General features: G+C 43.3%; 16 protein-coding genes, 2 tRNA genes, 3 rRNA genes and 2 pseudogenes. 18 read left to right on the top strand and 5 right to left on the bottom strand.

Annotated elements, in window-relative coordinates; translation table 11 throughout:
* Window positions 1-759 precede the first annotated feature (759 nt).
* Window positions 760-2,305, top strand: a 16S ribosomal RNA gene (locus tag JBF11_RS05420).
* Here JBF11_RS05420 and JBF11_RS05415 read toward each other — a convergent pair.
* Window positions 2,304-2,438, bottom strand: coding sequence for a hypothetical protein (locus JBF11_RS05415; protein ID WP_334314481.1), 135 nt, complete (start codon window positions 2,436-2,438; stop codon window positions 2,304-2,306). The two genes, JBF11_RS05420 and JBF11_RS05415, sit on opposite strands and share 2 nt — an antisense overlap.
* A 193-nt stretch (window positions 2,439-2,631) precedes the next feature.
* Between JBF11_RS05415 and JBF11_RS05410 the strand changes: the two genes are divergently transcribed.
* From JBF11_RS05410 to JBF11_RS05390, 5 genes and pseudogenes are all read left to right on the top strand, one after another.
* Window positions 2,632-2,708: transfer RNA gene (locus JBF11_RS05410), tRNA-Ile, on the top strand.
* Between the two features lie 6 nt (window positions 2,709-2,714).
* Window positions 2,715-2,790, top strand: a tRNA-Ala gene (locus JBF11_RS05405).
* Window positions 2,791-2,913: 123 nt separating this feature from the next.
* Window positions 2,914-5,831, top strand: a 23S ribosomal RNA gene (locus JBF11_RS05400).
* Between the two features lie 69 nt (window positions 5,832-5,900).
* Window positions 5,901-6,015: ribosomal RNA gene (rrf, locus tag JBF11_RS05395) — 5S ribosomal RNA — on the top strand.
* The 16S, 23S and 5S rRNA genes sit together here with 2 tRNA genes alongside, the layout of an rRNA operon.
* Before the next feature lie 266 nt (window positions 6,016-6,281).
* Window positions 6,282-6,403 (top strand): annotated as a pseudogene (locus JBF11_RS05390) (IS200/IS605 family transposase); the annotation flags it as partial.
* A gap of 812 nt (window positions 6,404-7,215) precedes the next feature.
* Here JBF11_RS05390 and JBF11_RS05385 read toward each other — a convergent pair.
* Window positions 7,216-7,877 (bottom strand): annotated as a pseudogene (locus JBF11_RS05385) (IS1595 family transposase).
* Window positions 7,878-8,006: 129 nt separating this feature from the next.
* Window positions 8,007-9,695, bottom strand: coding sequence for a hypothetical protein (locus JBF11_RS05380; RefSeq protein ID WP_334314480.1), 1,689 nt, complete (start codon window positions 9,693-9,695; stop codon window positions 8,007-8,009).
* A gap of 150 nt (window positions 9,696-9,845) precedes the next feature.
* Here JBF11_RS05380 and lepB point away from each other — a divergent pair, with 150 nt between their 5' ends.
* The 7 genes from lepB to JBF11_RS05345 are packed head-to-tail and all read left to right on the top strand — an operon-like array spanning window position 9,846 to window position 16,163.
* On the top strand, window positions 9,846-10,457 hold the full coding sequence (gene lepB, locus JBF11_RS05375) for a signal peptidase I (protein ID WP_334314479.1): 612 nt from the start codon (window positions 9,846-9,848) through the stop codon (window positions 10,455-10,457).
* Between the two features lie 4 nt (window positions 10,458-10,461).
* Window positions 10,462-11,808: a 30S ribosomal protein S12 methylthiotransferase RimO gene (gene rimO / locus JBF11_RS05370; RefSeq protein WP_334316317.1), complete on the top strand. Its 1,347-nt coding sequence runs from the start codon at window positions 10,462-10,464 to the stop codon at window positions 11,806-11,808.
* Between the two features lie 9 nt (window positions 11,809-11,817).
* Window positions 11,818-13,299, top strand: a complete 1,482-nt coding sequence (locus tag JBF11_RS05365; RefSeq protein ID WP_334314478.1) for an META domain-containing protein — start codon at window positions 11,818-11,820, stop codon at window positions 13,297-13,299.
* A 9-nt stretch (window positions 13,300-13,308) separates the two neighbouring features.
* Complete coding sequence (thiD, locus tag JBF11_RS05360) at window positions 13,309-14,127, top strand: bifunctional hydroxymethylpyrimidine kinase/phosphomethylpyrimidine kinase (RefSeq protein ID WP_334314477.1); 819 nt, start codon at window positions 13,309-13,311, stop codon at window positions 14,125-14,127.
* Window positions 14,128-14,144: 17 nt separating this feature from the next.
* Window positions 14,145-14,486, top strand: coding sequence for a DsrE family protein (locus JBF11_RS05355; RefSeq protein ID WP_334314476.1), 342 nt, complete (start codon window positions 14,145-14,147; stop codon window positions 14,484-14,486).
* A 12-nt stretch (window positions 14,487-14,498) separates the two neighbouring features.
* Window positions 14,499-15,086: a DJ-1/PfpI family protein gene (locus tag JBF11_RS05350; RefSeq protein ID WP_334314475.1), complete on the top strand. Its 588-nt coding sequence runs from the start codon at window positions 14,499-14,501 to the stop codon at window positions 15,084-15,086.
* A gap of 39 nt (window positions 15,087-15,125) precedes the next feature.
* Complete coding sequence (locus JBF11_RS05345) at window positions 15,126-16,163, top strand: glycosyltransferase family protein (RefSeq protein WP_334314474.1); 1,038 nt, start codon at window positions 15,126-15,128, stop codon at window positions 16,161-16,163.
* 32 nt (window positions 16,164-16,195) lie between these two features.
* Here JBF11_RS05345 and JBF11_RS05340 read toward each other — a convergent pair whose 3' ends face one another.
* Both JBF11_RS05340 and JBF11_RS05335 read right to left on the bottom strand, forming a co-directional pair.
* Entirely contained in the window at window positions 16,196-17,848 is a 1,653-nt protein-coding gene (locus tag JBF11_RS05340; RefSeq protein WP_334314473.1) for a hypothetical protein, read from the bottom strand.
* 31 nt (window positions 17,849-17,879) lie between these two features.
* A complete protein-coding gene (locus tag JBF11_RS05335; protein WP_334314472.1) occupies window positions 17,880-18,668 on the bottom strand; it encodes a PilZ domain-containing protein in 789 nt (262 codons plus the stop codon).
* A gap of 285 nt (window positions 18,669-18,953) precedes the next feature.
* Between JBF11_RS05335 and JBF11_RS05330 the strand changes: the two genes are divergently transcribed.
* From JBF11_RS05330 to JBF11_RS05310, 5 genes are all read left to right on the top strand, one after another.
* On the top strand, window positions 18,954-19,316 hold the full coding sequence (locus tag JBF11_RS05330; protein ID WP_334314471.1) for a helix-turn-helix domain-containing protein: 363 nt from the start codon (window positions 18,954-18,956) through the stop codon (window positions 19,314-19,316).
* Between the two features lie 93 nt (window positions 19,317-19,409).
* The gene (locus JBF11_RS05325; RefSeq protein WP_334314470.1) at window positions 19,410-21,338 is read left to right on the top strand and encodes a protein-disulfide reductase DsbD family protein; all 1,929 of its coding nucleotides are present in this window, start codon (window positions 19,410-19,412) and stop codon (window positions 21,336-21,338) included.
* A gap of 3 nt (window positions 21,339-21,341) precedes the next feature.
* Entirely contained in the window at window positions 21,342-22,133 is a 792-nt protein-coding gene (locus tag JBF11_RS05320; protein ID WP_334314469.1) for a threonine/serine exporter family protein, read from the top strand.
* A complete protein-coding gene (locus tag JBF11_RS05315; protein WP_334314468.1) occupies window positions 22,130-22,633 on the top strand; it encodes a threonine/serine exporter family protein in 504 nt (167 codons plus the stop codon). Before JBF11_RS05320 ends, JBF11_RS05315 begins: the two co-directional genes overlap by 4 nt.
* 117 nt (window positions 22,634-22,750) lie before the next feature.
* A complete protein-coding gene (locus JBF11_RS05310) occupies window positions 22,751-24,502 on the top strand; it encodes a SulP family inorganic anion transporter (RefSeq protein WP_334314467.1) in 1,752 nt (583 codons plus the stop codon).
* The last annotated feature ends 79 nt before the right edge of the window (window positions 24,503-24,581 follow it).

The raw sequence follows: 24,581 nt of genomic DNA, 5'->3' as shown, positions 1-24,581 counted from the left end.
ACATTAAATAAAGAATAAGATATTATCTTTGCAAAACAGATATTCTGTCAAGTTAAAATATAAAAATTGTTAATAAAATTAAATAGTTAAATGAAAAAATATCATGTAACGTATTAAATTTTAAAGACAAATTGACTTTTTTTGATAAAATGAAAATGGGTGTATATATAGATAAACTGATAAAGCTGGCAGAAAGGAAAGCGAGAGTGAGGAGGGTAATGTGCCGTATTAATTACTTATAAAACAATAACTGTAAAAAATTTAAAATTAAGTTGACAAGTTTGCAATTAAGGGGGATAAGGGAGTTTCCTGTTTGGGGTTTTTAGAGAGTTTTTTTTGTAGGAAGCTTTTTCTAGGAGCTTTTTCCGAGAAGTTTTTTTTGAGGGATTTCAAGGAATAAAGGGCATTTTGAAAAAATATTAAAAATTTTGAAAAAAAGTTCTTGACAGCGGGAATGAAATAGTGCATAAACGCACTTCGCGACTGAGAGAAATTTCAGAACGGTTCTTTGCCGGTCCGGCAGGGAGCGGAGAAATTCCGGGTTTGCAAACCGTGGAAGCGGTTTAGGGATACGGACTTTTGTTTTTGAGTTTTTCGGGGTTGTGCGGGCCGATACCATGCAGGTTGGCCGAAGAATGGTTCCGGCGGCGTAGGTCGGTTGGGACGGGTCATTGACAATTGAAGAGCGAAATGGAATAAAATAAAGAGCTTTGAGTTCAATTGTTTGAATTATTGTAATTCAGACGGAATCATATTTTTTAACTGGAGAGTTTGATTCTGGCTCAGATTGAACGCTGGCGGCGTGCCTTACACATGCAAGTCGAACGTGAAAGTACCTTCGGGTATGAGTAAAGTGGCGCACGGGTGAGTAACGCGTGGATAATCTACCGGGAAGTTCGGAATAACAGCTGGAAACGGTTGCTAATACCGGATACACTACATATAAACGTATGTGGGAAAGACGGCCTCTGCATATGCTGTTGCTTTCCGATGAGTCCGCGTACCATTAGCTAGTTGGTGGGGTAAAGGCCTACCAAGGCGACGATGGTTAACTGGTCTGAGAGGATGATCAGTCACACTGGAACTGGAACACGGTCCAGACTCCTACGGGAGGCAGCAGTGGGGAATATTGCGCAATGGGCGAAAGCCTGACGCAGCGACGCCGCGTGAGGGATGAAGGTCTTCGGATCGTAAACCTCTGTCAGCAGGGAAGAACGGTCACTGTGCTAATCAGCAGTGAATTGACGGTACCTGCAAAGGAAGCACCGGCTAACTCCGTGCCAGCAGCCGCGGTAATACGGAGGGTGCGAGCGTTAATCGGAATTACTGGGCGTAAAGCGCTCGTAGGCGGTATGTCAAGTCAAGGGTGAAATCCCCGCGCTCAACGTGGGAACTGCCTTTGAAACTGGCAAACTGGAGTGTGTGAGAGGATAGTGGAATTCCAGGTGTAGGAGTGAAATCCGTAGATATCTGGAGGAACATCAGTGGCGAAGGCGACTATCTGGCACATAACTGACGCTGAGGAGCGAAAGCGTGGGTAGCAAACAGGATTAGATACCCTGGTAGTCCACGCTGTAAACGATGGATACTAGGTGCAGGGGAGTATTTTTCTGTGCCGTAGCTAACGCGTTAAGTATCCCGCCTGGGGAGTACGGTCGCAAGGCTGAAACTCAAAGAAATTGACGGGGGCCCGCACAAGCGGTGGAGTATGTGGTTTAATTCGATGCAACGCGAAGAACCTTACCCAGGCTTGACATCTAGGGAACCTAACAGAGATGTTGGGGTGCTCTTCGGAGAACCCTAAGACAGGTGCTGCATGGCTGTCGTCAGCTCGTGCCGTGAGGTGTTGGGTTAAGTCCCGCAACGAGCGCAACCCCTGTCCTTAGTTGCCAGCAGGTGAAGCTGGGCACTCTAGGGAGACCGCTTCGGTTAACGGAGAGGAAGGTGGGGACGACGTCAAGTCATCATGGCCCTTACGCCTGGGGCTACACACGTACTACAATGGTGCATACAAAGGGTTGCGAAACCGCGAGGTCAGGCTAATCCCAAAAAATGCATCTCAGTTCGGATTGGAGTCTGCAACTCGACTCCATGAAGTCGGAATCGCTAGTAATTCCAGATCAGCATGCTGGGGTGAATGCGTTCCCGGGCCTTGTACACACCGCCCGTCACACCACGAAAGTTGGTTTTACCCGAAGCCGATGAGCTAACAGCAATGAGGCAATCGTCTACGGTAGGCCCGATGATTGGGGTGAAGTCGTAACAAGGTAGCCGTAGGGGAACCTGCGGCTGGATCACCTCCTTTAAGAGCATTCCATTCGTTCTTCAATCACAATGCGCAAAGCGATTTGCGAATTGTCTGAAATCCTGTAAAGAGACCACATAGTGCAAACTTTGCAGGGCTGTGAAGGTTTTTGTTTGGCATAGGGAAATTTCATCAGGTTTTCATTATATTGAAGACCGGCAGAAAAATCTGGAAGGTCACAACTGGATAACTTCACACTTTTGCGCCGGTATTTGCGTTTTATGCGAGGAAGCTGAATTTTTTGAGACGGGAGTGTATCACGACATACATGACCGAGCAAAAAATGAAGCAGACGAAGCAGAAAGGGCAAAGACCAAGCAAAAAAAGGGCCTGTAGCTCAGGTGGTTAGAGCGCACGCCTGATAAGCGTGAGGTCGAAAGTTCAAGTCTTTCCAGGCCCACCACAAATCGGGGGCGTAGCTCAGCTGGGAGAGCATCTGCTTTGCACGCAGAGGGTCGGGGGTTCGATTCCCTTCGCCTCCACCATTGAAACAAGTTTGGCAGAAGGAATAAGTTGCCTTATTATTTTTATCCGAATTTGTTTCGGCAGTAACGCAAGTTACGGTTCTTTGACAATTGAACAGAAAAAGAAGAAGACAAGTTTTTTTGAGACAAGTTATTAAGAGCAACGGGCGGATGCCTTGGCGCTGGAAGGCGATGAAAGACGTGATAAGCTGCGATAAGCGTCGGTGAGGAGCTAAATATCCATTGACCCGGCGATTTCTGAATGGGGAAACCCAGCCGGAGTAAAGTCCGGCTGCCGCAACATGAATGAATAGTGTTGCAGGAGCTAACCTAGGGAAGTGAAACATCTCAGTACCTAGAGGAAAAGAAATCAAACGAGACTCCCAAAGTAGCGGCGAGCGAAATGGGAAGAGGCCAAACCTGTAGGATTCGTCCTATGGGGGTTGTAGGGCTGACAGACGCAATCATTGAGTAGGTAGAAGAAGCTGGCTGGAAAGCCACACCATAGGGGGTGAAAGTCCCGTATTTGAAGCCGAAAGGGGTGCAGTCAGTCCCTGAGTACTGCGAGGCACGTGAAACCTCGTGGGAATCAAGGAGGACCATCTTCTAAGCCTAAGTACTAACCAGCGACCGATAGTGAACCAGTACCGTGAGGGAAAGGTGAAAAGAACTCCAGTAAGGAGAGTGAAATAGAATCTGAAACCTGTTGCTTACAAGCTCTGGGAGCAATTTTACGATTGTGACCAGGTGCCTTTTGCATAATGAGTCAGCGAGTTAATCTGTACAGCGAGGTTAAGCGTAAGCGGAGCCGTAGGGAAACCGAGTCTGATAAGGGCGGATGAGTTGTGCGGATTAGACCCGAAACCGGGTGATCTATCCATGAGCAGGTTGAAGCAAGGGTAAAGCCTTGTGGAGGACCGAACAGTCAACGGCTGAAAACGTTTCTGATGACTTGTGGATAGGGGTGAAAGGCCAATCAAACCCGGTGATAGCTGGTTCTCCCCGAAATATATTGAGGTATAGCCTCAAGGATTTTCTAACGGAGGTAAAGCACTGAAAAGGCTAGGGGTCCTACCAGATTACCAAACCTTATCAAACTCAGAATACCGTATAGAATTACCTTGGGAGTCAGACAGCGGGTGCTAAGGTCCGTTGTCGAGAGGGTAAGAGCCCAGATCAACAGCTAAGGTCTCCAAATACATACTCAGTGGTCAAGGTGGTGGGGTTGTTCAGACAGCCAGGACGTTGGCTTAGAAGCAGCCATCGTTTAAAGAAAGCGTAATAGCTCACTGGTCTAATGACTCTGCGCCGAAAATGTAACGGGGCTAAGTATGTTACCGAAGCTTTGAATTGCACGCAAGTGTTCTGGTAGGGGAGCGTTCTCTGACAGGCTGAAGGTGTGCCGTAAGGCATGCTGGACGAGAGAGAAGTGATTATGCTGACATGAGTAACGATAAAATAGGTGAAAAACCTATTCGCCGAAAACCCAAGGTTTTCCGGGTAAAGTTAATCTTCCCGGAGTTAGTCGGCCCCTAAGGCGAGAGCGAGAGCTGTAGCTGATGGGAAACGGGTTAATATTCCCGTACTTTTATGATTGTGCGATGGAGGGACGCAGAAAGATAGGCTATCCGGCTGTTGGATGCCGGTGCAAGTGTGTAGGAGCAGGATACAGGCAAATCCGTATCCCGGGTCTGAGACACGAGTCCGTGAGCGTATGCTCTGAAGTAGTTGAGTCTATGCTGCCAAGAAAATCTCCTAAGTTTAGGTCATAGAAACCGTACTGCAAACCAACTCAGGTGGGTGGGATGAATAATCCAAGGCGCTCGAGAGAATTCTGGCCAAGGAACTCGGCAAAATAACCCCGTAACTTCGGAAGAAGGGGTGCTCTTTATTGTGTAGTTTTTTTCTGACGAAGCATTGAAGAGCCGCAGTGAATTGGTGGTGGCGACTGTTTACTAAAAACATAGGTCTGTGCGAAGTCGCAAGACGATGTATACGGACTGACGCCTGCCCGGTGCTGGAAGGTTAAAAGGAGGGGTCAGCGCAAGCGAAGCTCCGAATTGAAGCCCCAGTAAACGGCGGCCGTAACTATAACGGTCCTAAGGTAGCGAAATTCCTTGTCGGGTAAGTTCCGACCTGCACGAATGGCGTAACGATCTCCACACTGTCTCGGCCAGAAACTCGGTGAAATTGAAGTCGCGGTGAAAATGCCGTGTACCCGCAGAAAGACGGAAAGACCCTGTGCACCTTTACTATAGCTTGACATTGGATTTTGGGCCTACATGTGTAGGATAGGTGGGAGACATTGAAGTATGTACGCCAGTATGTATGGAGTCATCCTTGAAATACCACCCTTGTATGTCTAAGGTCCTAACGTGATGCCGTGATCCGGCTCACAGACAGTGTCTGGTGGGTAGTTTGACTGGGGCGGTCGCCTCCTAAAGAGTAACGGAGGCATACAAAGGTTCCCTCAGGCTGTTTGGAAATCAGCCGTCGAGTGCAAACGCATAAGGGAGCTTGACTGTAAGAGAGACATCTCGAACAGATACGAAAGTAGGTGTTAGTGATCCGGTGGTCCCGTATGGAAGGGCCATCGCTCATTGGATAAAAGGTACGCCGGGGATAACAGGCTGATCGCATCCAAGAGTTCATATCGACGATGCGGTTTGGCACCTCGATGTCGGCTCATCACATCCTGGGGCTGAAGCAGGTCCCAAGGGTACGGCTGTTCGCCGTTTAAAGTGGTACGCGAGCTGGGTTTAAAACGTCGTGAGACAGTTTGGTCCCTATCTTCTGTGGGCGTAGGAAAATTGAAAGGGCCTGTTCCTAGTACGAGAGGACCGGAATGGACGCACCCCTGGTGGACCTGTTGTCGTGCCAACGGCACAGCAGGGTAGCTATGTGCGGAAGGGATAACCGCTGAAAGCATCTAAGCGGGAAGCCTGCCTTAAGATAAGTTTTCCCTGAAGGACCGATGCAGACTACATCGTTGATAGGCCGGAGGTGTAAGCATAGCGATATGTTCAGCTGACCGGTACTAATAGTCCGTTCGTCTTGTTTCTCAAAAACTTTTCTTCTTTTTCTGTCAATTATATATTTTGCTCGCCGCACGGCTTGAGCATCAAATTTGGTTTAGTGTCCATAGAGAAGAGGGTATACCCGACCCCATTCCGAACTCGGAAGTCAAGCTCTTCTTCGCCGATGATACTGCAGTCTTTATTGTGGGAAAGTAGGACGACGCTAAACCTTTTTTTATTTAATTCCTTTCATCCCCCAACCGCCTGCATAAAAAAGCAGGCGGTTTTAAATAATTTATCCCATATAGCTTGGTGGAATACCTGTTGTTTTTCTGACGCCTCCGTGAAAAACTCAGAGGAGGTTGTTGTTTTATTTGAACGCCCGTATTTTTTATACGGGCGTTTTTTGTCCGCTTCAACATAAAAAAACAGCTAAGTTGTCCTTCTTTGATATGTTTCAATGTGCTCGGCATAACCAAATGAGAACAGTACGGCATGAATGACAGTCAACGTTTATTCCATACGAAATGGAATTGCAAATATCATATCGTGGTTCGACGAAATTCAGACGTCGGGCAATCTATCTAAAATTAAAAGAAGATATTGGAAAAATTCTGTTGATACGTTTCTTGCCCATATTTTTTTAGACTCTTGAGCAGCTCCCTATTTTAAACGCCCGATAAACCATATACGGGGGTTTTTGTTTTAACATAACCGCCTGCCCCTTCCTACCCGCAGGCTTTGTTTGTGCGGAATACCTTAGTTAAACCCCTCCTGTAAATCGACACAAAATAATTCTGCAACAAGGTTTATTTTTGAACTATTTTTTTATCTCAAATGTTACACTTCAGATTTCAATTATCAATGATTTAAAAAATAAAAGCAAAAGTAAGAAACAAACATAACATAAACAAGTTAACCTGATTACGTCATAATAGGAGTATAACTTCTTGAGAAATTAGATCTTTTTTACAACGTATCTATTTGACTTGACAATTCAAATAGAGAGAATATAATACTTAATAATTTATGTAAGATTGTTTTGTATGGTATGGGGAAACTATATAATGTTTATAATTATGATTACTTTAAATATTGTACTTTCTATTATTGTAGCATTAGATATATATAATTTTTCACATAGTATTTTGTGGTCATTAATTGGAACATTAATTTTAACTGGTAGTTCCATGCAAATAAATCCAATTGTTGCCTTGATTGTCTATCCTATTATTTCATTTATTTTTAATGATTCATTAACACTATATTCTGCTATTTATATTGGAATAATAATTTTACAATTTATCGTATGTGTATTGCTCACAAAAAATGATAATGTTCTTGACTAGTATCTCATATAGATATTGTACGTAAGTATATGAAATTACATAGAATAATTGATTATAAAAATAAAAAAGGCTCTAGACCATCACTTTTTGTTTTTGAAGTAAAGTTGTTCCATAGAAACAGCAAAATTTTCATTTCTGAGGTTAAATCTACATTCACATTCTTTTAAGTGCAAGACAAACTTTTCATCTGTCAGACCATTGAACTTCGCCAACCGTCTTTTAGCAAAGCTCCAGAAGCTTTCTATGCCGTTCACATGTGATTTTCCCCGCACAAATTCGTTTTCATGGTGGAATCCCTGTAATGGGTATAACCATTCAAAATAAGGCCGTCATAGGCTTTCCAACCGTCTGTATGGATAGTTGAGCCTTCGAGGATTTTTCCTTGTATTATGGGCAATAACTCTTCCCTTGAACATCTTGGAACTATGCTGACAAAAACTTTTCCCTCACGCTTTAAGACCCCAAAAACAGGAGTCTTGCCGGCAGCTCCGCGTCCTCGCTTACCTCTCACTCTTTTGGCTCCGAAATAGCTTTCATCAAGTTCAAATATTCCAAGCTCTTTTTGGTGTTTTTGAATACTGTCTTCAAGAATTAACTCACGAAATTCCGTAAAATAATTGTTAACAGTTTTACGATTTAACTTTAATAATTCACTTGTTGCAGTGGCAGTTAAATCCATTGAAAAACAGTTAATAATTTTTTTTATTTTATACTTACTTAATCTATTGAATTTCATTATCATTAACCATAATCTTGAAAAAGATAGTGGTCTAGAGCCAAAAATAATTATACAGCTGGACAAACCATATTGTATTTGTTGGAAGAAAGAGTTTAAAGTATACTGGCAGGATGATTTTGCAAAGAATGATTTTCACACAAGCCGATTGAGTTTTATTTGATTTTGTAGTGTGTTTGTGATTTTCGGGAAATTATTCGCCGTTGTGCGGTATGCGTTAAATGCTCTTGTCTGTTCTTGGTTTTGGGTAATAGCGGTATTTTGAAACGTGTTATGAATGTTGCCGGGTTGGTTTTGTTCCGTGTCTGCCTTGGAGCTTGCGCCTATCCTGCTTTGCAGGGCGTTTTTTCCGCCTTGGATTACCGCATTGTCAGAAACTGCGCCGATAGTGACATTGAGTATGCCTTCCCCCAAGTTGATTCCGGCATTATCTTTCATGGTATTGACAGAAACAGCGCCGTCGCCTGAAATATTTGCAAAGGCGGTGTCTTTCAGAGTATTGACTGCGAGATTATTGTAATATCCCCCCTGAATATCAAGGGTTGCATTACCGGAAATATTTTGAATTTGGCTATGGGCGAAATGCCGGGTGTCGATATTCGCTGCCGCATTTTCTGAAAGCGTATTGAGAGCAAGAGACGCGGAATGCCCTGAAAGTGCGAGATTGGAATTTCCGGTCAGTGCATTGCCCCGCATGTTGACAGCCTGCGTTCCGTTTATTTCCATATTGCTGTCCGTTAGGGTTCCGGTGCTGACAATACTGCTGTATGTATCGAATTGCACGACATCGCTTTTAGACTTTGAAAAAGTGGCATGCGTGAATTTCGCCGTGGATTGAATGTAATTATTTTGGCTATGTTGCAAGGAAAGATTTACTTTTTCGCCTGAGGCGTGAATGAGGGTGTTTTCGGTTTTTCCGAAAATATTCAGTTTCGACTCTTGATTGAAAGAGCCGGACGCAAAATGGATGGTATTGTGCGAACTTTGCTGGATATTGAGAGCATGTGTTCCTTTTTCGAGGTTTAGGGTGCTTCCCGCGAGTTTGCCCGTATTTAAATGCACATTGCTTTTTCGGGCATCGATTATGCTGTTTTCCGCATTTTTAAAATTAAGAGTGTTTTTGCCGCCTGTAAGGGATATGGTGACATTTTGCAGGGTTTGCCCGACTATGGTGTTATCGCCGTTTTGGGTGTTGATTTGCATGTCACGCATGGTATTTTTGAGGATGATGGTGTTATTTCCTTTGGCATTGACGGTTGTGTTGTCTGCCAAGGCGAAAACAGTATCGTTTTCAGCGTTCAGCGTTCCGCCCTGCGCATTGATACGGACGGATTTTTTATTTCCGTCTAAAATGTTTCCCTGATATTTTGAGATGTTGCCGTTTGCGTGATATTTTTTGCTGATATTGTCTTGTTCAAAGAAAACAGATGTGGACTGATCTTCGTTTTCCTGCAGATTGATATTTTGATTGATAGTGAATTGGAAATTTGTGCCGTTTTTCCACTGATAATCGCTTGTTATGCCGTTTTCTTTATTTTGTGCCAAAGACAGGGTTCCGTTTTGCAGGGCGACGGACCGGGCGTTTGCTGTGGTATTGGCGGAAGCATGGGCGGAGAAAGGAGCGGTATTTTGCTGAATGAGCTGTGCAGACCGCGAAATGTGCACATTGTCTTGTTTTGTTTGGGATTGCAGGGAAAAGGGCGCAGGAGAAGAGCCTTGCGAAAACGGGGAGTTTTGGACAGGTTTTGCAAGGTTTACAGCTCTTGTGTTTTGGTTTTGCGAAAAGCTGTTTTCTGTGGAAAAATCGATTTGGATTTCATCCATTCCTTATTCCTCCATATCTTCATATCGGAAGCGCTCGGAAAAGCTTTAGAAAAAAGCCGCCAGACTTTCTGCGGGAAAATGAAAACTATTAAACTTGCGCGACTTGGCGATGCATGATAAAAACAGACAACTACATGAACTGAGGAAACTATGTCAGAATTAACTCCTAAAAAGAAAGGCGTTATCAGAGAATACGGCGAAGCGCTTTTTGTCGCCCTTGTCGTGGCGGCTTTCATCCGTTTGTTTTTGGTTTCAGTCTTTACCATTCCGTCAGGCTCAATGCTCAATACCATACAGATTGGCGATTATATTTTGGTCAATAAGCTGAGTTACGGTTTCAAACTGCCTTTTTCAAATACATGGATTTACAAAGGGGACGGTCCGCAATACGGGGATATCATCGTATTCAAATATCCTAAAAATCCGTCCGTTGACTATATAAAGCGGGTTGTTGGTTTGCCCGGCGATATTGTTGAAATGCGTGATAAACAGTTTTACCGCAACGGGGAGAAGGTGGAAGAAGATTACATTATTCAAACCCGTCCGGATTATTATGGCGCGCTTGACAACATGCCGCCTTTCAAAGTGCCTGCGGATGAATATTTTTGCATGGGTGACAACAGGGATAATTCGGAAGATTCCCGCGCTTGGGGAACGGTCAATCGTGATGAAATTTACGGCAAGGCTTGGAGAATTTACTGGTCTTGGGACAGTGAAAACAATTCCTTGCGTTTTAGCCGCCTGGGAAAAAAATTAGAGTAGCATGATGTTGAAGATTTATACGCATAGTTTGGGATGTCCTAAAAATTTAGTTGATACGGAGCATGTTCTGGGGTCTTTGGGTGATTTCATCGTTGTTGATGAATTGGAAGATGCCGATGTTGTTTTCATCAACACCTGCGCATTCATTCAAAGCGCCGTGCAGGAATCCGTTGCGACTATTGTTGAAATAGCAACGCAAGCCGGCGAAGAGTGCTTCATTATCGTTTGCGGGTGCTTGGTTGGACGCTATGGAACGTGTGAATTGAAAAAAGAAGTTCCGGAAGTCAATCTTTGGCTTGAAACAAAAGATATTGATAGTTGGGGAAGCCTTGTTGCCGCCGCTGTTCAGGAACACTTCGGCATCAAATTGCCTGCAAGGGAATATCAGGCTTTTACCTATGATAACCGTATCATGCAGATTCCCGTGCAGGGCAGAAAGGTAAGCACGGCTCCCTCCTATGCATGGCTGAAAGTTGGCGAGGGTTGCCGCCATAATTGCTCTTTTTGCACTATTCCTTCCATTCGCGGGGGGTATCGCTCCCTTGATAAGGAAATGCTTATTTCCGAGGCAAAGGTCGTTATCGGCAGCGGAATAAAAGAACTTATTCTTGTGGCGCAGGATGTGACGGCATGGGGCAGTGATACGGACGATAAGGATTTGCGTCCGCTTTTGGACGGGCTGTTCCGTTTGGACGGTTTGGAACGTTTGCGGCTGATGTATCTCTATCCTGCCGGAATGACCGATACCTTACTGAAATATTTGCAGGAAGCAGGCGATACGTTTGTACCCTATTTCGATATTCCGCTGCAGCACGCTCATGAGGATATTTTAGCCCGAATGGGCAGGCCTTTCGCGCAAAATCCGGAAATTGCCGTGGACAGGATACGCAAATATTTTCCGGAAGCAGCGCTGCGCACGACATTTATTGTCGGTTTCCCCGGAGAAACGGATTCGCATTTTGACAAACTTTATCAATTTGTGGATAAAACCCGTTTTCATCAGCTGGGTGTTTTTGCTTATGAACAGGAAGACGGAACAAAAGCCGCTGAAATGCCTCAGCAAGTCGAAGAGCGTGTAAAAAATGCGCGCAAAGACGAACTTATGCGGCTGCAGGCTGAAATCAGCGGGGAAATTTTGGAAGAATATCTCGGAGAACGCATGCCTGTCCTGATTGATAGGGAGCATGAGGAATGGGCGGGACTTTATGTCGGGCGCACATGGTTTCAGGCTCCTGATGTGGACGGCATCACCTATGTTTCCGCTCCGCCTGAAGTGGAAATCAAACCGGGAATGATTGTTGAAGCAGACATCGCGGAAACGCAGCAATATGATTTGGTTGCCCTTGTATAGGAGAATTTTATGAAATACATCGCAGTGCTTTTTTTTAGTTTATTTTTGGTTTCGCCGGCTTATGCCGATGAACTTGCCGGGCTTTGGGAAACGGATTCCGATACGTATGTGTATTTTAAAGAAGACGGCACGTTTTCTTTCATAAACAGTAAGACCCGCACAGGTTATTCCTGGCAAAGAACGGGAGAAAATTCCGTGCTTTTGCATTATTCGTATCTTTCTTCCGGAGCCGTGCAGGAAAAGGAATGCACGCTTACTTTGAATGGAAAAACGCTCACTGTCGAGGCAGAAGGACAAACGTTCACATTCAAAAAATCTTCTCAAACCGTCACAACGTTCACCGGAGAGATTTTTTATCGGGAACGCATGCTTCTTCCTCCGCGTGTGGAAGTCCGCTATGCTTTGTATAAAAATGACGAAACAGTGCCTTTCGCCCTGTATTTCATTCCCACAGAGGGAAAAACGCCTTTGCCTTTTTCCTTTGACTGCGTGCTTGAAGCCGGGGATAACGTTTTTATGGAAGCTTCTGTTTATCATGACAATATTCTTTTGTTCGCAACGGAAAAACCTGTTGATATAGAAGAGAAAAATATTCTGTTGCATCGCGCGGGGCAAGCCGTGAATGAAAAAGAATTGATTGTGCCCGCCAAGTTCGCCAGTGCGCAGGGCGATGTCGTTTTTTTGGAAAAAAATGGCTTGGCTATTGTAAAAAAGAACGGAACCATGCAGATAGCGCACTGGGCATATATTGACAGAAAGCAGAATATTGAAATCTCTCAAGAAAACGATGCTCCGCTTGTGGCGGCTGTTCAGGATGAAAACACCCTTGTTTTCAGGCATTATGAAGATAAAAACATGCTTTCTTTTTCCCGCAGGGAAAAGGAATTGTTTGAAATAGGAAAATTCAATGTTTCCGGTGTATTGCAGGATAATAACGGAGATTTTTCTTTTACCGACTGCACGTCCATGTGCCGTTTTCCCGCTGTGCATAATGGAATTATCACAAAGCACTTCCCTCAGGAAACGTTTGTCCGTCCTGTAATCGTGGATATGGATGTTGTGCTCCGCAGAAAAAGCGATGGCGAAATTGAAATGTATCCTACAAAAGTAAGCAAAGCAGATAAAGGAATTTGTCAATCCATGTTTCAGCACACAAGTTTGGAAAATACCTATTGGCGGCTGACAGCAATCGGTGAAAAGGCTGTGGAAGTTTTTGAAGGGCAAAGGGAGCCGCATATCATTATCCGTGATAATATGGCAACGGGTTCTGACGGCTGCAATAATTTCTTCATGCCTGTAACTATTGAAGAAAGTTCCATTAAATTCGGGCAGGGCGGGGCAACGCTCATGCTTTGTCCCCATGGCGAAGAACAGGCAAGGGAATTCAACCAAATGTTAAATAAAGCTGACGCGTGGCAAATCAATGGTTCGATTTTAAAATTATTGGAAAACAATTCCGTGTTGGCAGTTTTTGAAGCTGTTTATTTATAGGAGAAAAATATGTTTACAGGCGTGCTTTCCAATGTATTGACCATTGCCGGTTCTGACAGCGGCGGGGGGGCAGGGATACAGGCGGATTTGAAAACGTTTGCGAGTTTAGGAACTTACGGTACAAGCGTTATTACGGCGCTTACCGCGCAAAACGGTCTTGGGGTAACCGGTATCCATGCTCCAAGCGCTGATTTCGTCGTACAGCAGCTGAAGGCTGTGCTTGACGGTTTTCCCATTCACGCGGCAAAGACCGGCATGCTTTTCAGTGCGGAAATTATCGAGGCTTTGGCGAGCGAGTTGGAACATGTTGATTTTCCTTTGGTTGTCGATCCTGTGTGCGTCAGCACAAGCGGGCACGCCCTTATTGAGGAAAGCGCTGTGGAGATTATGAAAAAGAAGCTTTTTCCCTTGGCGGCGCTTATAACGCCCAATAAGCCGGAAACGGAAGTGCTTACCGGAATAAAGCTTGTTGACGATAAAAGCGTGGAAGAGGCGGGAAAAAAACTTCTCGCCATGGGGGCGAAGGCTGTTTTAATTAAGGGCGGGCATTTTGAAGCCAAGCCTATCCTTGTCACGGACTGGTTTTTTGATGCAAAGGGAACTATCGAGGCTTTGCGTCAGCCGCATGTGGATACGCCGAACAGCCACGGCACAGGCTGTACCTTGTCTGCTGCGATTACGGCGTATTTGGCAAAGAAACAGCCTTTGATCATCGCAGTGAAAAAAGCTCAGGAATATTTGAACTGCGCTTTGCGAAACGGATACGCTCCCGGAAAAGGTATCGGTCCTGTCCACCATTTGGCGACTATCGCACAATTGAACCATTAATCATGCAGGGAGGGCTTATGAATTACGATATTGTTTTTCATGTGGATTTAAATGATGAAGCGGTCCTGAACATCGCAATTTCAAATATCGCCAATTATTTTACGGCGATAGGAGGGCAAAAAGCGGAAGTTGTCATGCTTGTCAATGGTCCTGCCGTGAATTTGTTCAAAAAAGAAACCGCTTTGCCCGCGTTGAAAGATTTACAGGGAAAAGGCCTGCAGATCCGTGTTTGTCAAAATGCGATGAATAAGTTTTCTTTGCCCAAAGAAACGCTTATGGACGGCGTACAGGTTGTTCCCGCCGGGATAGTTGAGCTTGCCCGCCTGCAAAATGAACGGTATACGTATATCAAACCTTAAAAGGAGTTTAAAATGTCTAAGAAAATTCTTGTGTTAGCCGGTGATTTCGTTGAAGATTACGAGCTTATGATTCCTTATCAAATGCTTGTGATGTGCGGTTTTCAGGTTGATGTTGTTTGCCCCGGCAAAAAAAGCGGTGAAATTGTCGCAACCGCCATTCATGATTTCGAGGGTGATCAAACTTATTCGGAAAAACGCGGGCATAATTTCATGCTCAATTATGATTTTGAAAACGTGAAAACAACGGAGTATGCAGGTTTATACATACCGGGAGGAAGAGCACCGGAATATATCCGTCTAAATGAACGCGTAGTGGAAATCGTGCAGGAATTTGAAAAAGCGAAGAAACCCATTGCCGCAATTTGCCATGGTCCTCAGCTTTTGGTTGCTGCGGATGTTGTGCGCGGCAAGAAATGTACCGCCTACCCTGCCGTTATGCCTGACATCAAGCTTGCCGGTGGTATTTGGACCAATTCCAATGAAACATTGTCCGATTCCGTTGTTGACGGCAATTTGGTGACCTCCGCCGCATGGCCTGCCCACCCCGCTTTGATCGGTGAATTTATTAAATTGCTCGGTGTTGAAATCAAACATAATTAGTCTTGCGGCTTTCCCTTTTCGGGAAAGCCTTTTTTTCTTATGAATATTTTACAGTACGGAAAAAATTCTTATTTTACCAAAGAATTGCGGGAATTAGGGCATACTGTCTGGCATGTCGGCGAATCTGCCGGATGCGAATTGGAGCTGACTTCTGTTATTTCCGCAAAACGCTTGCTGGAGATTTGCGCGGGCAAAGGCTTTGTGCCGGATATTTTTTTCTATGCGGATGACAGCAGTTTACCGCACATTTTCGGCATAGAAGATTTGCCTGTTCCCTGCGTTTTTTATTCTATTGATACGTATTGCCATGCGTGGCACGGCGCTTTTTCTCACGCTTTCGATCATGTTCTTTATGCCCAGGCGGAGGAAAGAGAAAAATTTATGCCTTGTTCCGAGCATTTTCCTTTGTTCGCCATGCGCTTCAATCCGGAAGAAACAAAGGAAGAATGGTTTAAAAACCGCGATATTCCCGTTGCTTTTGTCGGAACGATGGGACATAAGAACAATCCGGACCGCCATACCTTTTATACGCTTTTTAAAGTGTTTCAGCCGATATTCATCACAAGCGGCAATTTTGTTCCTGTTTTTTCCCGTTCAAAAATTATTTTAAATCAAAGTGCCGTGGGAGAACTCAATTTCAGGACCTTTGAAGCAATGGCGCTTGGCTGCGGGTGTCTTGCGGATAACATGCCCACAAAGAAAAACCGTATTGGAGAGATTTTTGATTTCGGAGTCAATTCGCTGCCGGCTTATCCGCGTCTTGATGTGGCGAAGGCTGTTGATTTGTGCAGGCATTGGCTTTCAAAGGAAAAAGAGGACGATTTGTACCGTGTTGCCATGCAGGGCAGAAAACTTGTTTGGGAAAAACACAGCGCAAGAGCGCGGAGTTTGCGTTTGGAAGAACTTTTCCATACGCTTCTTGCGGAAGATGTTCGGTTGGTCAGACAAAAAAATTTAGGCGAAAGAAAAAAGAACATAGCAGAAGCATTTTCTTTTTTGGCGCGGCAAACGGCTATCAATGCCGAATTTGTGCAAATTTACGCACATCTTGCCGAGAAATGCGCACAATCGGTTTGAAAAGGTCTGCGAACGGATTTTTATTCCGCCGATTATGACAGTAAACGTCTAAAATTTTCACTGAGCACGTTGTAAACCGTTTCGGAAATTTCTTTTTTTTCTTTTATGAACGGTTTTAATTTTCTGATTTCTTCATGTAAAAGTTCGTTCGAAAAATTTTGTGCCAATAAGGTATCGTACCATAAGCATTGGCATTCCAAAACCGTGTAGTTGTTTTTATCGATATTGCCGAGCGTGTCGACACGGTAATTTGTTTTTTCAATAAGATCCATCAATTTTTTATCTGTTATGTTTGCTGTTTTTTGCAGGAGCATGATTTTTTCAATATGGTTGAAACCTGTTGACATGATATCTTTAAAAAGAATTTCAAGGACATATGCCCTGAAAAAGATATTCCATTTATCTGAATTTTTAAAATGATCGTGGGCGGACAATAATTTTTTTAATGTGATTTTTTTGGATTTTTTAATATGTTTGGCAAACAGGACAATGGAATTTGTTTGTTCAATGACGGTTAAAAATTCGCGGAAAACATCCATATCCGCAGTATCGTCCGAATAACAGACGGATTGGAAAAAGCTTTCTTTGTCAATTTTATTGCAAAGATAATCTTTCAATCCTGCGATGGTGAAAAATGAAGGGGTAATGCTGTAAAAGAAATCTTTGGCAAAAATATAAAACGCAAACTCCGATTTTACGGGAAAGAGCGTTTTTGAAATACGGATGATGTTTTTTGCAGAAAGGGGGCATTCAGTCCCTTTGGGCAAAAAGAGGATATTTTCTTTATTGGCTAAAAGCGCTTCCAGTTCCGTTTTGCTTAAGGAATTAAACTTCAGCGTGTTCTTGTTTGTGTTGAAATTGAGATCGCCGGCTCTTATGCTTTCATTCACTTTCAAGTTGTATTTTTGTATGAACTCATCGGCATAATTGCTGAAAACAGCTTCAAATTTCTCATTGATGTGATAAGGGCTTTTGTCGTCATCAATCAAAATCAATCCGTTTTTAATACATCTGGAAGTGATCTTTTTCTTTGTAAGCCGTTGCTTGGAAAAATAATATCCGTCCAAAATTCTTGCTGAAATGCCATTTTGTCCTTGGTTTTGGATAAAGGAATCTCCTCCCGGAGGGATGGGAAGTTTGGCAGAGCATTGCATGTTGTTTAAAAAACCGTTGTCACCGAACAGGTAGTTTTTTAAAAAACGGTATTCTTTTTTATAGAAAAAGCTTTCTTTTTCAGGCAAAATATTTTCTGTTTCATCTTCTGCCAAAAATTGATTTGTGGCGACATCGTAATAAATTGTATAAAAATCTTTCTGAATATCGTTGGTCGGAATATGGCCTATATCGTATAAACTTTCACCGATAACGGAAAGCCCGACGCACATTTCATTATATTCATCGAAATAAGAAGCATTGTTCACAAGTTTTTTATAGGTTAAGAGCGTTTGCAGTTCTTCTTTTAACCGTTCCTTGTGACTGGGAGCGATTTTATTTATGGTCAAAATTTCTTCAAAATTGCATTTAAAAAATGGTTTTCGCTTGAAAAAATTCAATAACAGATTGGAATATTGATTAATGGGGGCAAGTTTGATTTTTTCCGTTTCAAAAACACATTGTATTACAGGCAGTTCCAAATCCGCATATTGGGTGTCGGGAGAAGAGCAAAGACCGGTCAATGTCAGCATATTTCTTAAGACAGGATATGGCGGTTTTGGGTTATGACGCGATATAATGCTGCAATTGCACTATTCCGTCATGCGAATAAACCGCATTCCATTTTTTTATGGACAGATTATATGTCCAATGGGTGTATTTCGCGCGGATATACAATTCATTATTGACTTTTCTGATATTGCATATTCTTGCTGTGATAATGAAGCTTGAGCATTCTTTTTTATTTTTATCCGGCTGCCGCTGCAGAGGCGGAAATTTGCATTTCAATATCAAAACGGATTTTAATGTAGGGACGTTTATGGTGTCAATGTTTTTTAATTGTATATATAAACCGCCCGTGGAAATATCATGATAAACAATATTGCCGTTATCTATCGTTTCCCATTCCTCTTTCACCACCTGCGTATCGGTAAAGGCGAGTTCATAAAAAGGGTAGGCTTCTCTTTTTACGGGGTAGCGTATTTGTTCCCTCCGCTGCAAAAGTGAAATGGTATACGGAAACATGGTGACGAAGAAAAATTTATTGCCGTTTTGGGTATAGGTGACAACCGGAACCGTAAATTCACAAGGCAATGTGGAATTGGCTAAAGGGATATGAAAGGTCAGTACCAATTCGGTATTTGCGCTGATTTCCAAATTTTCCTGCATGTCGCAGAAAAAAAATAAATGGTCGTGGGAGATGTTGGTCAGCGTAAGAGCAGGTAAAGCAATGGTACTTTTTTGAAAATATCCTTTAAACAAGGCATTGGTTTGGTATGCTTGGCTGATAATATTGTATATTTGTTTTTTGTTCGTATAATTTTTACAAAAAAAGTTTTCAGCGTTGTTCATTATGTTCCATGCTGCGGTAAGATACAATTAATAAAACAGTTATGAATAAGGTATGGTTAAAGATTTTTATTTCATTTCTTGATAACGTCAATAAACGTTAATAATTTATTAAAACATGGTCTTTGTCTTATCCGCAGGTCTTATCAAAGGTTAATTGTTTGTTTTAAAAATAATGATAGATGAGAATAAATATTAATATGCTTTTAAAGAAAAATCAATATCTTTTTTGTGTTCTTTTTTGCGGAGTATTTTTTGATATGCTCTAAAAAAAATATGAAAAACTAAATGCTTGTAACTCTTTTAACAAAGATTTTTGGCAATAATATACGTAAAAGGCGTAAGGGATTGTATTTGACGCGGGTTGAGCTCGCGGAGCGGTTAGGCATAGGGCAGCAATCGTTGTCACGTATCGAGAGAGGGGTAACGGCTCCTAAGTTTGAACGTTTGGAAGAGATCGAGGATGTTTTGCAGTGTTCCGTTTCCGCCCTTTTTCATGCCGAACCATGTGAAAAAGGCGGGATTGACCGGATTATCAGGGAAAATTTGCAGGGTTTGCAGGAAAAGGAACAAAAAATTATTTTAAAGCTTATTGCGGAAGTTTCCGTTGTTCTTAAAGAAGGAACAAAACGGACAAAAAATAATTTTTAGTGTAATTATTTATTGTTATTGCTTATTTTTATTTATGCCGATATTTGTTTTGCAATTTCCGTAAAGTATGCGTATGCTTTTTTTGAGGAAAGCATGAAAAAACATTTACAAATCATTATTTGCTTTTTATCGTGTCTTGCGGCTTTTTGGGATACCGGGACCGCCCTTGGTCAATCTCCGTATTCCGTGCGGCTGATGTGGATTGAGAGCGATCAGGATACGGTTTTATGCATTACGCTGGAACCTGAGAAGGGCTATTATACCTATGCTCCGGAGCAGGACGGCGTTTATCCGACGCAAATAAGCATAAAAGGCGGTTCGCAGAAAATTCCTTTGCTTTTTCCTTTGGGAACAAAAAAGCGCGACGCCGCAGGGGATAAAACCGTGCGGGTTTTTGAGGGCACGGCACGGATATATGCTTTATTTCCTGAAAAAAGCGAACAAACAATAGGAATATCTTTGCTTGCCTGTTCACAGGAGCATTGCGTTCCTTTTTCCGTGCATGAGGATTTATCCGGGGTTCCAAGCATTGATAGCGCGAATTTTCGATACAAAAATGAACTGTATGATATGCTCTATGCGTATTCCAACCGTGTTCTTGCAGCGGAGCGGCTTGGCGAAATAAAAAATAATTCCTCCCTCGTATCTGTGAGGGGTGAAACCGGTTTCACACAGGAAAACCAACAAAATGGTTCCGCCGTGCAAACGGCGGGAAATGATTTGGAAGCGTTTTCTTTGGAAAATTTGCAAAAAAAGATGCAGACGGAAGTTCCTTTTAAGCAAGAAACGGCGGCATATTCTTTTCAGATACGGCCTTTTTATCAGGAATTGGAAGTGCGCTCTGCCGCGCAGGCTGTCTTTTTCGGCTTGCTTGCTGGATTTATTTTAAATTTCATGCCTTGCGTATTGCCGATTGCGGCATTGAAAGTCCATGCTTTTTTAGGCGCGGATTTAAAGCGGGACAGCGGGCTTTTCAGGCGGCAAATGCTTTTTTTTGCCTTGGGCATTTTGGCGTGGTTCATGGTTCTTGCCGTGCTTCTTGGTCTTGCGGGGCTGACTTGGGGGCAAGTATTCCAAAAATATTGGCTCATGCTTTTTTTGTGCGTGTTGGTTTTCATGCTTTCGCTTTCGCTTTTTGATGTTTTTCATTTGCCTGTTTTGAATTTACGCGTGCGGGAACAAAAAAATGCCGCTGTCGATGCTTTTTTGAGCGGTTTTTTAGCCACAATCTTGGCAACGCCGTGCAGCGGTCCGCTTCTTGGCGGTGTGCTCGGTTTTACGGTATTACAGCCGTTTTTTGTGGTTTTGCTTGTATTTTTGTGCATGGGCTTGGGCATGGCTTCGCCCTATTTTCTTTTTGCATATAGCCCCCGACTGATTCGGTTCATGCCGAAAGCCGGAACCTGGCTTATCGCCATGGAAAAAATACTGGCATTTTTCCTTTTGGGAACAGCGTTATATTTGTTTTCTCTTTTGCCGGATTTTTTGCATGTGAGAACGTTAATTTTTCTTTTAATCCTGAGCTGTTGCCTGTATGTTTGGGGAAAGTGGGCACGTTTATATCTGCAAAAAATGCGGAAAATCCTTGCGGAAGCACTGCTGGTGATCTGTACTGCGGGAAGCTTCACTTTTCTTTTCATACAGCCTGAAACGGAAACCGAAACATTTTTTTGGCAGGATTTTGCAAAACAAGAGTTTATGCAGGGCTTGGGCGAAAAAACATTGATGCTGAAATTCACCGCTGATTGGTGCCCAACCTGCAAGGTTCTTGAAAATACAGTGTTTTCCAATAAAAATAAGGAAGAATTGGCACGGATTTTTTCTGATGATGTTCGGTTCATTCTTGTGGATATGACGCAGTTTTCCGAAGAAAAACAAAAACTTTTGACTTCTCTCGGAAGCGCGAGCATACCGCTTTTGGCGGTTTTTCCCAAAAAAAATCCGTATCAGCCCATCATTGTCAGGGATATTTATACGTTCAGCACAGTTCAAAAGGCTCTGCAAAAAGCCCGTTCAGAATAAGCCATGCAAGAAAGAACAGAAGAATTGAACATATTCCATGTGCAGTTATTGGAATTATTGCTTGATATTGCCGTAACGCTCGTTGTTGCCGGAGCTCATTCGGGCAAAACGATCAGGATTGTCAAACGTTTTGCAAAAGCTTATGGTTTTGATGTGTATATCATGCTGCAAATGAAAAGCGTGGTTTTGACGCTCAGCCATTCCGAAGATCACGGTGTCCAGCAAACCGCGATCCGCCATATTCCGAATTTCGCCTTGAATTTTTATTTTCAGAATATGCTCAGCCGCCTTAGCTGGCAAGTGCATGACGAAGGCATGGATTTTGCCGTGCTTACGGCAAAATATCATGAAATCATCACTGCGTCGCGCTATTCATATTGGTTTGTTTTAATTGCGGTATCTTTGGCAAATATGGGATTTTGCCGGCTTTTCGGCGGAGATTTTTGGTCCATGCTTTTTGTTTTGTCAGGCACCGCGGCGGCATATCATGTGCGTTCAAAAATTCAGGGAACAGGGATCAATCATTTGCTGGTGATAAGCTTTACCGCGTTTGTGAGTTCAGTCATCGCAGGCTGCACCGTGCTTTTTTCCTTAGGGTCGACAGCTCCCATAGCGCTGGCGACAAGCGTTTTGTTCTTGATTCCTGGAGTGCCTTTGATAAATTCCTTAATAGAGATATTGGAAGGGCATATTTTGAATGGCATTGAAAAACTGCTTCATTCCTGCACGGTAATTGTCTGTATCGCTTTAGGATTGCTTTTGACTTCCGTTTTATTGGGGCTTGAAAATTTATGAGTATGGAACACGCATGGTTGATTTTTGAAGATATGTTTTTTTCTTTTTTAGCCGCTTTCGGTTTCGGCTCGATTTCCAATCCTCCTTTCAAAGCGTTGCTTGCGGCGGGTTTTTTAGGCGCTTTCGGGCATGGTTTGCGGTATTTTTTAATGAACGTATGTTTGCTTCATATCGTTCCCGCTTCTTTTCTGGCTGCGTTCTGTTTGAGTTTTGCGGCTTTTTGCATTGCCAAAAAAATGCATATCCTTTTGGAAGTTTTCACGTTTCCTGCCATATTGCCCATGATTCCGGGCATTCCCGCATATAATACGATAATATCATTGGTAAAATTTTTAAATGCAAAGCAGGGAACCGGACATGTTTTTTTGGAACAGGTTTTTTATAATGGATTTTCAGCCCTGTTTATCTTATCCGCCCTTGTTTTGGGCATATTGTTTCCGTATTTGCTTATGAGCGAAAAGTGCTGGGCGATTTCTCGCCAAGCCTGCCGGAAAAAATGATTTAAAAGAGAAAAATCACTTGAATAAGATAGCGAAATGATATAGGTTATCGGTGCTTTTGACATATTTAACGTAAATCAATTCACCCAAATCAATTTATTATGGAAGTAAAAGACTATGTTTAAATCTTTAGCGAGGACAATTTCTCAAATTCGTTTTCGTATTTCACACCGCAATACGTTTGCCCACGTACATAAGGAAGCGGAATTCGGTCAGTCCCTTGACCCCCTGTGCCCCAAAATTTTGCATGTTTTCAAAGGCGGATATGGTTTTGACGAACTGCTTCGGGACATCATAGCGGGGATAACGGTCGGTATTGTCGCTATGCCTCTTGCCATGGCTTTTGCCATAGGTTCCGGGGTGACGCCGCTGCACGGTTTGTATACTGCTATTATTTCCGGTATTTTGATTGGTTTTTTGGGAGGCAGCCGTTTTCAGGTGAGCGGTCCGACCGGCGCTTTTGTCATCATCATTTACGGTATTGTTTACAGACATGGTTATGACGGACTTGTCATCACTTCTTTCATGGCGGGCTGCATGCTGGCTCTCGCAGGTTTTTTCAGGCTCGGCTCCATTATCAAATATATTCCGTATCCCGTGACGACCGGTTTTACCGCCGGTATCGCCCTGACTATTTTTTCTTCCCAAATGGGTGACTTTTTCGGTTTGTCTTTAGAGCAGGTTCCGCCTGATTTCATTTCAAAATGGGCTTTGTATTTTTCTGAAATGGGTGATTTGCATTTGGCAACTTTCGCCATTGCCCTTGGAACGCTTATTTTGATGTTTTTGGTGCGGTATTTTACACCCCGCATTCCTGCTCCCGTCGTGGGGGTTTTGGTAGGGGGATTTGTCGTTTGGGCTTTCGGCTTGCCTGTTGAAACCATTTCTGCCCGTTACGGTGAAATTCCTGCAACCCTGCCGAGTTTTCAGCCCATTCATTTTTCTTTGGAGCGTATTATCGTTCTTTTTCCCGATGCTATCACCATCGCCATTTTGGCAGGTTTGGAATCATTGCTTACCTGCGTTGTCGCAGACAGCATGACAGGGGACAGGCACTATTCCAATATGGAACTTATCGCGCAAGGTTCCGGCAATATCGCGTGTTCTTTGTTCGGCGGCATTCCCGCAACCGGCGCTATCGCAAGAACCGCAACCAATATCAGCAGCGGTGCGAGAAGCCCCGTTTCCGCCATCATCCATGGCTTTACTGTGCTCGCCTTTGTGCTTTGGCTTTCTCCCCTCACTTCCGCAATCCCCCTTGCCTGCCTTGCCGCCGTCATGGTCATCACTTCCTATGGCATGCTTGAAATCAATGCAATCAAAAATATTTTGCGGGGTCCCAAATCCGACTGGTCCATCATGCTTTTGACGTTTTTGCTGACCGTTCTTGTCGATTTGACCGTTGCCGTGTATGTCGGGGTTCTTTTGGCTTCCCTGCTCTTTATGCGCCGTATGAGCGTGATGAGTTCCATTGAAGCGTTGGAAGAACACGAAGTCGTGCGTGATTTTGACGAAAGTCTTGTCAATCAAGACGATTTGCCGAAAGGGGTTTTCGTTTATTCCATATCCGGACCGTTCTTCTTCGGCATGGTGGACCGTTTCCAAAGAATGTTCATGCGCCGCAATCCCGATATCAAGGTATATATTTTGTATATGCGTGACGTGCCGGCTATCGACGCTACCGGCATCCACGTTTTGGAAGCGTTTTTAGCCCATAGGAAATCCAATGATTTTCATGTGATTTTGGCTAACCCGCCGGCAAGAACCCGCCGTATTCTGAAAAAAATGGGCATTATGAACGCCTTGGGCGAGAATAATATTTGCCACAGTCTGAAAGCTGCCATAACCCGTGCGGAACATTTGTTATAAGAAATAAAGATGTTGGATTAAAAAACTTACAGTTCGAATAAGAATTGTAAGTTTTTTTATTTTGTGCTATAAAAAATGA

The sequence above is a fragment of the Taurinivorans muris genome (assembly GCF_025232395.1).
In the GTDB taxonomy this organism is placed as follows: Bacteria; Desulfobacterota; Desulfovibrionia; order Desulfovibrionales; family Desulfovibrionaceae; genus Taurinivorans; species Taurinivorans muris.
This window is presented reverse-complemented; position numbering and strand designations above follow the sequence as displayed.

Coding starts and splice junctions, on each gene's coding strand:
- JBF11_RS05415 (WP_334314481.1), bottom strand. CDS start 2,438: ATGAAATTTCCCTATGCCAAACAAAAACCTTCACAGCCCTGCAAAGTT.
- JBF11_RS05380 (WP_334314480.1), bottom strand. CDS start 9,695: ATGGATGAAATCCAAATCGATTTTTCCACAGAAAACAGCTTTTCGCAA.
- lepB (WP_334314479.1), top strand. CDS start 9,846: ATGTCAGAATTAACTCCTAAAAAGAAAGGCGTTATCAGAGAATACGGC.
- rimO (WP_334316317.1), top strand. CDS start 10,462: ATGTTGAAGATTTATACGCATAGTTTGGGATGTCCTAAAAATTTAGTT.
- JBF11_RS05365 (WP_334314478.1), top strand. CDS start 11,818: ATGAAATACATCGCAGTGCTTTTTTTTAGTTTATTTTTGGTTTCGCCG.
- thiD (WP_334314477.1), top strand. CDS start 13,309: ATGTTTACAGGCGTGCTTTCCAATGTATTGACCATTGCCGGTTCTGAC.
- JBF11_RS05355 (WP_334314476.1), top strand. CDS start 14,145: ATGAATTACGATATTGTTTTTCATGTGGATTTAAATGATGAAGCGGTC.
- JBF11_RS05350 (WP_334314475.1), top strand. CDS start 14,499: ATGTCTAAGAAAATTCTTGTGTTAGCCGGTGATTTCGTTGAAGATTAC.
- JBF11_RS05345 (WP_334314474.1), top strand. CDS start 15,126: ATGAATATTTTACAGTACGGAAAAAATTCTTATTTTACCAAAGAATTG.
- JBF11_RS05340 (WP_334314473.1), bottom strand. CDS start 17,848: ATGCTGACATTGACCGGTCTTTGCTCTTCTCCCGACACCCAATATGCG.
- JBF11_RS05335 (WP_334314472.1), bottom strand. CDS start 18,668: ATGAACAACGCTGAAAACTTTTTTTGTAAAAATTATACGAACAAAAAA.
- JBF11_RS05330 (WP_334314471.1), top strand. CDS start 18,954: ATGCTTGTAACTCTTTTAACAAAGATTTTTGGCAATAATATACGTAAA.
- JBF11_RS05325 (WP_334314470.1), top strand. CDS start 19,410: ATGAAAAAACATTTACAAATCATTATTTGCTTTTTATCGTGTCTTGCG.
- JBF11_RS05320 (WP_334314469.1), top strand. CDS start 21,342: ATGCAAGAAAGAACAGAAGAATTGAACATATTCCATGTGCAGTTATTG.
- JBF11_RS05315 (WP_334314468.1), top strand. CDS start 22,130: ATGAGTATGGAACACGCATGGTTGATTTTTGAAGATATGTTTTTTTCT.
- JBF11_RS05310 (WP_334314467.1), top strand. CDS start 22,751: ATGTTTAAATCTTTAGCGAGGACAATTTCTCAAATTCGTTTTCGTATT.